18 protein-coding genes and 1 tRNA gene are annotated in these 12629 nt (G+C 41.6%); 5 read left to right on the plus strand and 14 right to left on the minus strand.

Features of this window, described 5'->3' with window-relative positions; all coding sequences use genetic code 11:
• Positions 1-16: 16 nt before the first annotated feature.
• From ACVPPQ_RS00735 to ACVPPQ_RS00780, 10 genes are all read right to left on the minus strand, one after another.
• A complete protein-coding gene (locus ACVPPQ_RS00735) occupies positions 17-640 on the minus strand; it encodes an HAD-IA family hydrolase (RefSeq protein ID WP_463495036.1) in 624 nt (207 codons plus the stop codon).
• The gene (gene dtd / locus ACVPPQ_RS00740) at positions 637-1086 is read right to left on the minus strand and encodes a D-aminoacyl-tRNA deacylase (protein ID WP_463495038.1); all 450 of its coding nucleotides are present in this window, start codon (positions 1084-1086) and stop codon (positions 637-639) included. The genes ACVPPQ_RS00735 and dtd overlap by 4 nt, the downstream gene beginning before the upstream one ends.
• Before the next feature lie 15 nt (positions 1087-1101).
• Positions 1102-3333 (minus strand): RelA/SpoT family protein, encoded by a 2232-nt coding sequence (locus tag ACVPPQ_RS00745; RefSeq protein ID WP_463495040.1) that lies wholly within the window; start codon positions 3331-3333, stop codon positions 1102-1104.
• An 82-nt stretch (positions 3334-3415) separates the two neighbouring features.
• Positions 3416-3760, minus strand: a complete 345-nt coding sequence (locus tag ACVPPQ_RS00750) for a hypothetical protein (RefSeq protein ID WP_254680461.1) — start codon at positions 3758-3760, stop codon at positions 3416-3418.
• 39 nt (positions 3761-3799) lie between these two features.
• Positions 3800-4555: a 16S rRNA (uracil(1498)-N(3))-methyltransferase gene (locus tag ACVPPQ_RS00755; protein ID WP_463495042.1), complete on the minus strand. Its 756-nt coding sequence runs from the start codon at positions 4553-4555 to the stop codon at positions 3800-3802.
• An 11-nt stretch (positions 4556-4566) separates the two neighbouring features.
• Positions 4567-5445 carry a 50S ribosomal protein L11 methyltransferase gene (gene prmA, locus ACVPPQ_RS00760; protein ID WP_463495044.1) on the minus strand — a complete coding sequence of 293 codons (879 nt, stop codon included), beginning with the start codon at positions 5443-5445 and terminating at the stop codon, positions 4567-4569.
• Positions 5446-5457: 12 nt separating this feature from the next.
• Entirely contained in the window at positions 5458-5952 is a 495-nt protein-coding gene (locus ACVPPQ_RS00765; protein WP_025082525.1) for a DUF3013 family protein, read from the minus strand.
• A gap of 140 nt (positions 5953-6092) precedes the next feature.
• Positions 6093-6482: a hypothetical protein gene (locus ACVPPQ_RS00770; protein ID WP_463495046.1), complete on the minus strand. Its 390-nt coding sequence runs from the start codon at positions 6480-6482 to the stop codon at positions 6093-6095.
• A gap of 73 nt (positions 6483-6555) precedes the next feature.
• Complete coding sequence (locus ACVPPQ_RS00775; protein WP_463495048.1) at positions 6556-6990, minus strand: hypothetical protein; 435 nt, start codon at positions 6988-6990, stop codon at positions 6556-6558.
• A 197-nt stretch (positions 6991-7187) separates the two neighbouring features.
• Positions 7188-7370, minus strand: coding sequence for a hypothetical protein (locus ACVPPQ_RS00780; protein ID WP_463495050.1), 183 nt, complete (start codon positions 7368-7370; stop codon positions 7188-7190).
• A gap of 132 nt (positions 7371-7502) precedes the next feature.
• On the opposite strand from ACVPPQ_RS00780, the gene ybaK reads away from it, so the two are divergent.
• The gene (gene ybaK / locus ACVPPQ_RS00785) at positions 7503-8006 is read left to right on the plus strand and encodes a Cys-tRNA(Pro) deacylase (protein ID WP_463495052.1); all 504 of its coding nucleotides are present in this window, start codon (positions 7503-7505) and stop codon (positions 8004-8006) included.
• A 32-nt stretch (positions 8007-8038) separates the two neighbouring features.
• On the opposite strand, the gene ACVPPQ_RS00790 is transcribed toward ybaK, so the two are convergent.
• Entirely contained in the window at positions 8039-8284 is a 246-nt protein-coding gene (locus tag ACVPPQ_RS00790; protein WP_025082520.1) for a hypothetical protein, read from the minus strand.
• A 96-nt stretch (positions 8285-8380) separates the two neighbouring features.
• Entirely contained in the window at positions 8381-9322 is a 942-nt protein-coding gene (hemH, locus tag ACVPPQ_RS00795) for a ferrochelatase (protein WP_463495055.1), read from the minus strand.
• 129 nt (positions 9323-9451) lie between these two features.
• Between hemH and ACVPPQ_RS00800 the strand changes: the two genes are divergently transcribed.
• A tRNA-Ser gene (locus tag ACVPPQ_RS00800) sits at positions 9452-9539 on the plus strand.
• Positions 9540-9816: 277 nt separating this feature from the next.
• On the opposite strand, the gene ACVPPQ_RS00805 is transcribed toward ACVPPQ_RS00800, so the two are convergent.
• On the minus strand, positions 9817-10989 hold the full coding sequence (locus ACVPPQ_RS00805) for an MFS transporter (protein WP_463495057.1): 1173 nt from the start codon (positions 10987-10989) through the stop codon (positions 9817-9819).
• Between the two features lie 59 nt (positions 10990-11048).
• On the opposite strand from ACVPPQ_RS00805, the gene ACVPPQ_RS00810 reads away from it, so the two are divergent.
• From ACVPPQ_RS00810 to ACVPPQ_RS00820, 3 genes are all read left to right on the plus strand, one after another.
• Positions 11049-11429, plus strand: coding sequence for a MerR family transcriptional regulator (locus ACVPPQ_RS00810; RefSeq protein WP_463495059.1), 381 nt, complete (start codon positions 11049-11051; stop codon positions 11427-11429).
• A gap of 121 nt (positions 11430-11550) precedes the next feature.
• Positions 11551-11901, plus strand: a complete 351-nt coding sequence (locus tag ACVPPQ_RS00815) for a hypothetical protein (RefSeq protein ID WP_463495061.1) — start codon at positions 11551-11553, stop codon at positions 11899-11901.
• 114 nt (positions 11902-12015) lie between these two features.
• The gene (locus tag ACVPPQ_RS00820) at positions 12016-12426 is read left to right on the plus strand and encodes a hypothetical protein (RefSeq protein WP_463495063.1); all 411 of its coding nucleotides are present in this window, start codon (positions 12016-12018) and stop codon (positions 12424-12426) included.
• Here the strand turns inward: ACVPPQ_RS00820 and ACVPPQ_RS00825 are convergent.
• Complete coding sequence (locus tag ACVPPQ_RS00825) at positions 12423-12611, minus strand: hypothetical protein (RefSeq protein ID WP_106483105.1); 189 nt, start codon at positions 12609-12611, stop codon at positions 12423-12425. The genes ACVPPQ_RS00820 and ACVPPQ_RS00825 overlap by 4 nt on opposite strands.
• Between the last annotated feature and the right edge of the window lie 18 nt (positions 12612-12629).

Genomic DNA, 12629 nt, shown 5'->3' on the forward strand with positions numbered 1-12629 from the left:
TTAATTGACTGTTGCACTATCCAAATAGTGGTAACAATTCCGACAACTGATGCACCGTGACGGTTGGTTGTGCCGTGATTGGCAGATGATCGACATCAAAATAAACGGATTGTACTTCCGCGTTGATGCCAGCTTCAACATCCAATGCACGATCACCAATCATCACCGTTTCTGTCGGTTTTAAATCGTATTTTTGACATAAATACAATAAACTATCCGGCGCTGGTTTACGGGCAAAGGCCTGTTGACTCGTGACAATTTCCGTAAAATACTGACTTAATCCTTGTTGCGCTAAATAGCGTTGCGCGGCTTGATCGCGATGCGTCAATAAGAAGTTCTGGCCGCGCTGACTAACTTTAGCAAGAATCGCCGCCGCCCCCACGTAGGGTTGCGGTGTTAGTTGCGTTTGCTGCTCGAGTTCATGGTATTGCCGGTCCAACGTTTCAAACCCAACGCCGGTCGTCTGTGCTAATTGCCGCAACGCCACTTTTATTGATTGTTGCTTAATTAATCGGTAGAGCGCTGCTGCTTGAACGGGCACTTGATGGTGTGCGTAGACCGCCAGCAACGCTTCTAACATCACTGGATAAGTATCATAAAGCGTGCCATCAAAATCCCAGATTGCATTTCGATAACTCATCGCGATTCCTGCGTATCAAATAAAATCGTCACTGGACCATCGTTTTCGAGTCCGACTTGCATATCCGCCCCAAATTCACCAGTCGCAACGGTTAAACCAGTCGCCGCTAACTTCTGATTAAAGCGATTGTACATCTTTTCAGCGTAATCAGGTGCACCGGCTGCTGTAAAGCTTGGCCGGTTACCTTTTTTAGTTGAAGCATATAACGTGAATTGTGAAACCGATAGAATTGATCCGTCAACTTGGTTTAACGCCAAATTCATCTTGCCGGCTTCGTCTTCAAAAACCCGTAACAAACTAATTTTTTTGACCAAATGATCTAAATCGGCATCGGTATCTTCGTCGCAAATCCCGACTAATAATAAAAAGCCTTTGTCAATCTGACCGACAACCGTCTGTTCAATGGTCACACTCGCATGACTCACTCGTTGTAGTACCACTCGCATTAGCGAATCCCCCTTTTATCCTTGTACCCGTTTGACTTCATAAATATCCGGAATATTTTTAACAGCTTCCATAATGGTTTCTAAATGTTCAATATTACGAATCCCAACGGTCACGTGAATATCAGCCATTTGATCATGGTCAATCCGACCCATGATATTGTTCAACTGTTTAGAATGCGCGTTTAACGCTTGCAACACATCGTTTAGCAACCCACCACGATTGTAGCCATAAACTTCCAGATTCGCATCGTACAATTGTTGTGATTTATCAGACGTATTTTCCCAGCTAACTTCCGTTAAGCGGCTGTTCATGTCCGCGCGGTCGATGATATTCGGACAATCCCGTCGATGGACCGAGACACCACGCCCTTTAGTCACGTAACCAACGATATCGTCACCAGGCACGGGATTACAACATTTACTTAAGCGCACCAATACGTTATCGACCCCTTCAATAATCACACCATCTTCATGTTTAATCGTGATATGATTACCGTTTGCTTTAGGGCCTGGCTGTTGTGAATCCTTGGCTGATAAAATTTTAGCTTCTAATACTTTTTGGTCATTTTCTTCTTTTTCCCGGCGTTCTTTGACCGTTAAGCGATTTACCACTGATTGTGGCGAAATTTCACCAAATCCAATCGCCGCGTACAATTCTTCATCGGCATTAAAGTTGAAATGGGGTAGAATCACACCAATCGCCGTTTTATTCAGATAATCTTTTGGCAAGTAACCTTGTTCAGTCAAAAGACGTTCCAACGACGTCCGCCCTTTATCGACGTTTTCATCCCGGTCTTCTTTTTTAAAGTAACGTTTAATCTTATTACGTGCCCGTGCGGTAAACGCGAGCTTCGTCCAATCACGACTTGGCGTCGCGCTGGTTGACGTCAACATTTCAACAATGTCACCGTTGCGTAATTGATAATTCAACGGCACAATCTTACCGTTAATTTTCGCCCCAACTGCGTGATTACCGACTTCGGTATGGACTAAATAAGCAAAATCGAGTGGGACTGAGCCCTTGGGCAATTCATAAACATCCCCTTTAGGCGTGAAGACGTAAACCCGATCGCTAAAGATATCGCCTTTAACACTTTCCATAAATTCAGCCGCATCTTCCGAAGCATCCTGAATTTCCAGAATTTCACGGAATAAATCCAACTTACGACCCGATTCATCGATTTTAATCTGTTCTTTGACGCCTTCTTTATACGCCCAATGTGCGGCCACCCCATATTCAGCCACATCGTGCATCTCTTGGGTCCGAATTTGAACTTCTAAAGGTTTACCTTTTGGCCCAATCACCGTCGTATGAATTGATTGATACATGTTGGCCTTGGGCATCGCAATATAGTCTTTAAACCGGCCTGGCATCGGTTTCCATTTGGTATGAATCGCCCCTAAAACGGCGTAACAATCCTTAATTGAATCGACCACAACCCGAATCGCTAATAAATCATAGAGTTCTTCAAAGCGTTTATGCTGATCGCGCATCTTGCGATAAATTGAATAGAGATGTTTGGGCCGACCATAGATTTCGTAGTTCATGTCCAAATCAGCGACCGAATCTTTAATCTCTTCAATCGCACCTTGAATATAGAGTTCCCGCTGCGTCCGTTTCGAATTCATTAAATGGACAATTCGATAATACTGTTGTGGGTTTAAATAGCGCAGTGAAATATCTTCTAATTCCCATTTAATCTTACTAATCCCTAAACGATCCGCTAATGGTGCGTAGATTTCAAGCGTTTCGTTCGCAATCCGTCGTTGCTTTTCGGGTTTTAAATGTTTGAGAGTCCGCATATTATGGAGACGATCGGCGAGTTTTACCATGATCACCCGTAAATCTTTAGCCATCGCCAACAACATTTTACGGTGATTTTCGGCCAATTGTTCCTGATGCGATTTATATTTAATCTTCCCTAATTTGGTGACACCATCGACAATAATCGCCACATCATGACCAAACATCTCTTCAACGTCGCCTAAGGTAATGTTGGTATCTTCAACCACGTCGTGCAAATAACCGGAAGCAACCGTTTCAGGATCCATCTTCAATTCGGCTAAAATTCCAGCGACTTGAATCGGATGAATAATATACGGTTCACCGGATTGGCGAATCTGTTCTTGATGGACATAGGCCGCAAAATCGTAAGCCTTTTGGACGAAAGCAAGATGCTCAGCGTTCATGTATTTCTGGCATAATTGTAAAACCTCTTGTTGCGAAATCACCTTTTCTTCTGACATCTTGCTCCACTCACTCTCTCATACTCAATTAAAATTGCTTTTTAAACAACAAAACTGACTCAACAATTTTGTCGAGTCAGTTCTATTTGCGACGTTCATACGCGGTGTTAATCCCTAAGTAACTTAACAAGAAATAAATAGGAACAAACCAGTAATTATAATCTGCATAGCGAACAACCACCATTAAGGCAAATAAAACTGGTAAATATAAAATATGATACCAAGGCGCACGTGTTTTCTGAATGCGATAACCAATCATAAACGCCGCGCAACCATTAATTAACATGAAGAGTAGTCCCACCCGCCAAGTTTTACTGATGCCAAGCCAACCAAAAATAAGTGGCAATAGGACCGCTAATACTAAGGCGACTAGGAAATACCGTACCCAAGCTTGTTGTAAAAAACGATTTTGTTTTATTTTATTCATCTCTATAAGCCCTCTATCAAATTGTTATTCCCTATCATACTATAAAGTGGCTAACTCTGTCACATATGACAGCGCACTTAATAAATATAATGGCGCGGTTTCCGCCCGTAAAATCCGAGGGCCTAGTCCGACTAACTGAAAATCCGCCGCCTCTAATTGCGCTACTTCAGCCGGTGCTAAGCCGCCTTCTGGCCCAAAGACACACAACAAGTTTTGCCCAGCCGTCAATGTTTGTAAACTCTTCACTAGTTGTGCAGTTTCGCCGGCTTTCGCCGATTCTTCATACGCCACTAGTTTAACGGTCGCCGCTTCAGTTGCGATCGAGGTTAAACTTGCACGCCATTCAATCGTTGGGACATGTGTTCGATGGGCTTGTTCGGCCGCTTCTTGGGCAATCTTTTGCAATCGTTGTAACTTCTTAGTTTGCTTTTTAGCATCCCATTTCGCAATTGAAAATTGACTGTTACAAAAAATAAACCGATGCGCCCCGAGTTGGGTACCCTTTTGAACGATCCAATCGGTTTTATCCCCTTTGGACAACCCACAAACAATCGTGGTGGCCACTGGTAATTCGACCGTCGTGGTTAACGCGGTTTGAACCGTCAGTTGCACCACTTTATTGAGGACATCGGTGACCATGATTTCGGCCACGAAGGCTTGTTCATCAACCGACACCAACTCAACTTGGGTACCCACTTGCATTCGCATCACCTTCAACATATGGTGGGCGGTTTCCCCCGTTAATTCAACGGCTTGTTCGAGGGCTAAAGGTTGCTCTAAAAAATAACGTTGCATCTCAATTCCTCTTAATCTTCATCAGTTTTCAAACGGGCGATAATCCCGACCCAGTCACCCATATATAAGGTTTCTTGAACTATCAGTTCATTAGCCGCTAACGTTTGGCGAATGACCGCTTCTTTATCGTTAATAATACCGGCTAACAATAAATGCCCGTTCGGTTTTAAGAGTGGTTTAGCTTGCGGAATCATCGGCACTAAAACTTCCGTTAACATATTGGCCACAATCACATCTGCAGGGACCGTAATCCCGTTTAACAAATCATTCGGTTGGGCGTCAATCCCCTTAGTCACTGGGTTTAAAGCAAAGTTCTCTTTAGCCGAATCGACGGCGACTTGATCGACATCGTACGCACGAATATCACTGACCCCAAGATGGGCCGCTGCAATACTCAAGACACCGGAACCCGTCCCGACATCAATCAGCTGTTCACCGCCGCGTAAAATCATTTCTAACATTTGTACCGAAAGATGCGTCGTCGGATGTGTTCCAGTCCCAAACGCCATCCCTGGATCCATCTTGATTAACGCTTCACGCGGATCTTCTGGTTGATAATCGGTCCAACTAGGGACAACCGTTAAAAAGCGCGTTAAACGGGTTGGCCGATAATATTTCTTCCAAGCCGTCGCCCAATCATCATCCGCGACTTGGTGTAACGCCACGGTGCCAGCGCCTGCATCTAACCCAAATTCAGCCAACTGGCCAATTCGGTGTTTAATGATTGGTAACCGTTCGGGGACAAAAATAGATTCAGGAAAAAAGGCACTAATTTGAACATCAGTCTCATCTTCAATCTGAATCCCTTCCGCCCCCGCATCAGTTAGAATATTAGCGATTGCTTCAACGGATTCATTGAGGGTTGTGACGGTTACTTTTGTCCATTCCATTTTAAAGGCTCCTTAATACTTAGGATAAGCGTAATATTTTTTTGCTAATTGAGCGTCTGCTTGTGCAACAGTTGCTTGGAAGACCGTGTCATCCCAATTTAGAATAAACGTTTCTTCTTCAGATTCATCATTGGCAAACGCGGCCAATTGGTCTTCGCCATCATCTAATAGATCTTGTAGATAATTGAAAAGCCCACGGGCAACTTGTGCATTTAACCCTTGGCGACCTGAGAAAGGAATTACAGCCAAATAGTTATCAGCATATTCAAACCCGTCTAACTTACTTTCATCAAAAAATAAAATGGCATCTTCATAACTAATTTCATCCGATTCATTTAATTCGCCATCTTGATCTTCGACTGCTAATTCTTGGCTCTTTGCAACATTTAACGTAAATTCAAGTTCAATTGCGCGCGATTGTTTATCCCAGTTCAAGTTAACATCGCCACTAAATTGTAAGTCATCTAATTCGGTTTCAAAGAATTCAAGCATATTTTGGTCTGCCATCATTAATCACCATTTCCTTATTATTATTCTATCTTTTCTGTAAATAGCTGGTCTGATAATATCATACCTGATTATGGCCTGAATCTAAAGGCATAACAAATAAAAAAACCAAGTTAGTCTAAGCCAACTTGGTTTTAAGCCTAAGCTTGGGTCGCACCTTGCCCCCAATAAATGACGTCCATCGTTTGTTGATCGTACCGTTGAAATTCGATTCCCAACGCCTCTAATGAATGACTCATGACACGCCCGTATAACCGCATATCCGCTTCAGCTGAATTATCGTCCGGTCGAATCGCATGCATCAAGATAAACTTCGCCATCTCGGATTGCAACGGGGTCTCAATTTGAGCCAGTGGATCAAAGGTCATCGTGACAAAGCGAATGTCACTACTATTTCCATCTTGAGCAAGTTCGACAATTGGAAACCCGCCAAAATTACGTTGTTGTCGCAAATAAACTAATAACCGGTCAATCTGAACTTTTGTAAACGCTGATTTATAGAAGAGAAAATGCCAGGTTTGTCGTTCCATTATGTCACCCATCCAAGTTAGTTATCGTTATTGATTACTCTTATTATGCCATAACCGGTCGGATTCGTCAGGTCTAAAAGCCAACTTTCGAAATTGCTTGTAACACTTGATTAATTCGTTGCCGTTGAATAGTCTGCTCAGACCGACCTAGAATAATCCGTTGATAAACGGTCAGTTCATCACCCTCAAGTGAATCAACCATCATTTCCGTCGCAACCACGTAATCGGCCAACGCACTTTGCAGTTCTTGATTAATTTGTTCAAAGACGATTGGCGGTTCAACGCTCCCCGCCTGTGCCACAAATTGACGCAACACTGTTAGATTTTGTTCAAAATACAGTTTAAGCGTTTCCAAATTTTCATTCACCAAACATTTACCCAAACTAATGTTACGACACGTCTGCGCATATTCATCAAAGACAGTCTCAAAAACGACAAATTTCTCGAGTAATCGGTTTAGTTTAATCACGTATTCGGTTGTCGGGACAGTGGTTGCTTGAATTGACATGGTGGTTCCTCCTTTAGTTTTGCTAATCGTTATAATAAGAATATAGAATATTATAACAGCCGTCAATAAATAACTTTATATCAATTTAACAATTTAATTGTATTCAAGCGAATTTTATGCTTCTTAAATATAAAAAAAGACCCCGGCTAGCTTAAATGAATTGAGCGCTAGAATCCCTGGATTACCCCTTATTTAACTCACTTATTTCCCTTGGTGCTTAATTCAGATTGTGTTGTCTGATACGATTTCGTTAAATCAGCAAAAGTCGCCTGAACTTTCTGATAATGACCATTATCGGCTCTGGCTCGATTAAGTAGTTGGTTGAAATCGTGCGACTCAACCTTAATATCATCTTCATAACTATGTTTAAACCAACTCATCTAAATCCTCTCCTTGCTTACAATGATTATACAACGAAATCCATTAATTGGCGTCAGCTAACCCCTTTAATATTTGCAATTTTGAGCAGATACCGTAAACTAAGCATATTGATAGTAAGGAGTGTCGTCATTTTGAGTAAGAAAAAAAAGGATCAACTACCTAAAACCCTCGTTGAAAAAATTCTTGATAAGCAAAAAATTAGTTACACGCAGTTTGCTTTTCCAACCCATGAAGAACACCATGTTGCTCAAATGCAAGTTGAGCATCTCGGCATTAATGAACATTTGATTTACAAAACACTGGTCCTAACTGGCAAACAAACCGGTCCGATTGTAGGTGTTGTCCCGATTGATGGTCATTTAGACGAAAAAAAACTCAGCCAAATTTCAGGTAATAAAAAAATTGCCATGCTACCCCTTAAAGACTTAGTGGCGACAACCGGTTACGAACATGGTGCCAATACCCCCGTCGGCATTTGGGAGAAGGCCCATTTCCCGATTTATATCGATCAGCAAGCCGCTGAAGAGCCTTTAATCTTCGTTTCATCGGGTAAAATTGGTCGTTCGATTCAAATCAATCCTCAAGATTTACAAAAAGCGGTCTCAGCTACTTTTTGCGATATCAGTACCCACTAAAAAACGTTAGAATCAGTTGATTCTAACGTTTTTTAGTCTAAATATTGATCGATATTATGTTTCGAAATCGTCATTGGTTTTCTGAGTTGTGTGGGATCTTTGATAATATTATGAATGACAGTTTGCGGCAAAATTGATTGGGCCGTCAACTCCGCTAAAACATCATCCTCAATCACAATCTGAGTAACCGCGTTACGCAACTTAACGGTCGCCAAATATTGATCAGCACTCTGTTCTTCTGTAATTTCATATTTACCATAAAAATGTTTCTGTGCCATTCGCTCATCTCCTTGAGAATAGAATAACACACTGTCCCTTAAAAATTAAGTACCTAATTATAGGATAAACGAAAACTAATATTGTTCGTTAACAAGCTATCTCACTAGGCTCGCAAGGACTGTCGTAAATTCTGGGTCCGCATTAAAGGGTTGCACCACATCAAATTGTTGACCGCCATTTTCCATGAAATAACCGCGATTTTCATCTTCGATTTCTTCAACCGTTTCTAAACAATCCGCCACAAAACTAGGCGTCACGACTAATATCTTACGGACACCTTGCCTTGGTAAGGCTTTTAATGTTGCATCGGTCGCCGGCGTTAACCATTCGTTCGGTCCAAACTTCGATTGATAGGTCATGGTAACTGGGACCGCTGTTTTTAACTGGGCGGCAATCAAGGCCGTGCAATTCTCACAACGTTGTGGATAGGGATCCCCTTTAGCCGCATAACTCTTAGGAATACCATGATAGGACAATAGAATCTGATCATAATCAGCATCGGCTAATTGTGCTTGAATTTTGGCAGTCATCGCTTGCACATATTGTGGGTTATCGCTAAAATCTTGAATAAAATGCAACGTCGGCATTTGTGGATGACCCACATAAAAACGCGCGACCTCATCGTAGACTGCCCCAACCGTTGTCGTTGAATATTGCGGATAAAGTGGAATGACGGTTAAATCCGTCACCCCAGCGGCCTCAAATTCGGTTAAAACCGTCCCAATGCGCGGATTGCTATAACTCATCGCAAAACGGACCATTTTATCCGGAAAATGAGCTTGCAACGCTTCGGTTTGTTGTTGCGTATAATATAACAACGGTGAGCCATTCTCGGTCCAAATCGATTGGTACAGTTTTGCCGATTTCTTAGGACGTGCGGGTAAAATCATCAAATTTAAAATTGGCCACCAGAATAATCGTGGTATTTGAATCACACGTGGATCACCTAAAAATAATTTTAAATAGCTGCGCACGGCTTTGGTTGTCGGTTCCGCCGGTGTGCCTAAATTAATGAGTAATACCCCATTTTTTATCATTGAAAAGCCCCTCTTCATCAATTCTAATTGATATTCATTCTCAATGATACCGAATCCGTTGCCAAAGCTCAATCTTTTTTGTGATTTACTTTTCAGAATCCATAAAATCTGCTATAATAATACCATTGTGGAGAGTTGGCAGAGTGGTAATGCAACGGACTCGAAATCCGTCGAACCGGCTTATACCGGCGCGCAGGTTCAATTCCTGTACTCTCCTTCAGTTATCTAAATCAGATTTCTTAAAATAAGTACAATCAATGTCGCTATATTGACATTGATTGTGCTTATTTTATTGCGTTTCCCGCACAATACACAAAACAAGCTGTGACAGAAGCCGTCATATTCTGATATTAAACGAACATTATTTTTTGACGCGCGCCAGAACTCATCAATTTCCGTTCAAATCAAAAAATCGTCTATCCTTAGTTCGGGATAGGCGATTTTTCAACTTGATACTCAATTGATAACCGAGTTCTGTCACAGCTTATATTAATTTAATTCGTCGCTTGCTTTGAAAAATGACTGACTAGCCAATAACCGATGGCACACGCGAGTACCATGATTGCTGTCAATAAATATAAATTGCTGTAGCCGACTGCGGGTTCAATCAACCCTAATAGGAATGGTCCGATACCGAGACTCAGATCAAAGAAAATAAAGAACGTCGCGGTCGCTTGACTTAAACGTTTAACGGGGACTTTCTTAGCCACAATTGATTGCGCAACTGATTGGAAATTACCGAAACCTAACCCAATTAGAAAAGCTGAGACTAATAACCCCCAACCACTATGCGTCCAAGCAACCCCTGCTAGCCCAACCGCGTTAATTAATAAGGTTGGGACAACAACGGCTTTGGCGCCAACAGCGTCCAATAAGCGGCCGGTAAAGGGTCGTGACAATAAGGCCGCAAATGCGTAGGCCAAAAAGAAATAGCTTGCATAGGTCGCCAAATCTAATTGACCGGCGTAAAATGAGAGGTAAGCTTGAATCGCCGCATAACCTAGCCCAACAACGAACATCAATAGTGCGATTGGCATCGCCTTGATTTCAATAAAATGCGCTAAGGTTAGTGGTTCGTTATGTTGAACCTTCTTAAACCGAATTTTTTCGGCATTAATCAGTGTGGCAATGACGAGGGCCGCGATTGCAAAACCAATTTCAACATTAAATAACGTTGGAAAACCAACCGTCTGCATCAGTTTTAACCCTAAAAAGGGCCCAACTGCTGTTCCTAAAACGGTGCTTAAACTGAAATAACTAATCCCTTCACCACGGCGTTCGACTGGAAAAAGCAACACCACCGCCGTATTCGTCACGGTACTAATTAATCCAATCGCTAAACCGTGGAGTAAGCGAACCGCCATTAAAATCGCTAAACTGGTTGTAAAATGGTATAAAATCATCGCGGGCACTAATAGAATCGTCCCGGTCATTAACAATTTTTTAGTCGTAAAATGTTGGGTTAAATAACCTGAACTAAACCGCGCGATTAAAATCCCAATCACGGTAATCCCAATCACTAATCCGGCAATGCTGGTACTCGTGTGAAATTGGTCCGTCGTAAATTTAGCGGTGGTCACCATTAAACTATAATAGGTTGTCATCACCAATAGATTGACACTCGCAATTAACCAAAAATCACGGGTAAATATTTTTTCTTTTCTCACAAACTTGATCCCTCCTGTTTTTACACAACTTTAATATTATAAATAATGGAGTGAAGTCCATGTCAACCGATAATCAATATTCAATTGGCCAATTTTCCAAATTAACCGGCTTATCACCAGATACATTGCGCTATTATGAACGCCAACACCTACTAACACCGCTGCGCGGGACACGCAACTTGCGCTACTATTCTAACCAACATCAAGAACGGATTGCCCTAATCCGGCGCTTGAAAGGCGGTGGTTTCTCAATTGCTGAGATTCAAAAATATCTTGAGTTACGCAGTCACCACGGGACTTTTCAACAACGCCGCGACTATTTAGCCAAACAATTAATCACATTACACGAACGTCAACAAAAACTAACCGCTAGTATCGATTACGTCCAAACTAAAATGGCGATTTTGGATGACTGGATTGCGGCTGACCCACCAAAATAATTTTCAGTAAGCTCAATTGGAATTGATATAATTTGTGTCTTCTAAATTCCATATTTCCTTTTAGACTAAAATTCGTTATACTGATACTAACTTAAACTATAAGACCTAGAGGTTCATCGCGATGAAAATTTCGATTCGTAAATTACCATTTCTATATGATTTAATCTTTTTAGTCGTCACCGTGATCCAATCCATTATTATTTTAGTGGTTAATCCCCATTTGACGAACTTCATGACCATCTATAGTGACTCGATGGGTAAAGTCTGGTGGCTTAGTCTAATCGCCATCATACTCCATGTTATTTCCTATCTAACCTCTCTGAGCCGGAACACCGCGCTCTTTGCTAACCTGGTGGCGATTATTGCCTACATTATCTTCATTCTACTGCCGGGGTACTTCATTGGCGCATTGATTTTATTACTCATTGGTTTGATTGCCTCTTTCAAATCCTATCAATTTCATATCAATTAATTATGACCGTTCAAGCAACTACCCGCATTTTGCGAGTTGCTTGAACGGTATTTTTAATAACTGCTTATTTATGCTATAATTAGTTTAATTATAAAACTAAGGGGATTATTTTTTATGAAACGAATAATTGCAGTTTTTAGTTTGATTTGTCTTTTTGCGTTGCCTTTTGTAAGCCCTTACTTATTCGATAAAGGGACTGCTTTTGCCAAAAATCATCCAACCAGTGCTATTCAATTCGATGTACATCAACAACCAAAAGTTCAGCACAAGGCCCCTTCTGATCAAAGCGAGGCCCATTTAACCGCTTTTAATCAACGCTTTGAACATTATTTTGATCAACTCACGCTTTCTAAGAACGCGCTGATTGCGCTGATTACCGTTTTTACACTATCAATTTTAGCCATGCTCTCCCAACCGCTCTTGGCTTACCTGGGGACTTGCCATCAGACCACACCAAAAAAGCAGCCCGCTTCAGACAAAGCACGTCCAAAGATTGCTGCTTACAAACACCACTTATTAGGTTAGTTGAGGTTTAATTTACGATACGTATAATGCCCCTCTTTTAACGATTGATTCGCATAAGGCGTTTCATTGAGCAACGAGACGTATTCTTGAGCGCGTTGTTCGGAGCTGAACGCACGAATCATTTTACTTTTTTCAACATACAGTGGGTTCGCTTGGTACAATACAACGTAGATCCATTGATTCATCATTATCACCTAACTTTT

The organism is Latilactobacillus parafuchuensis, assembly GCF_055271665.1.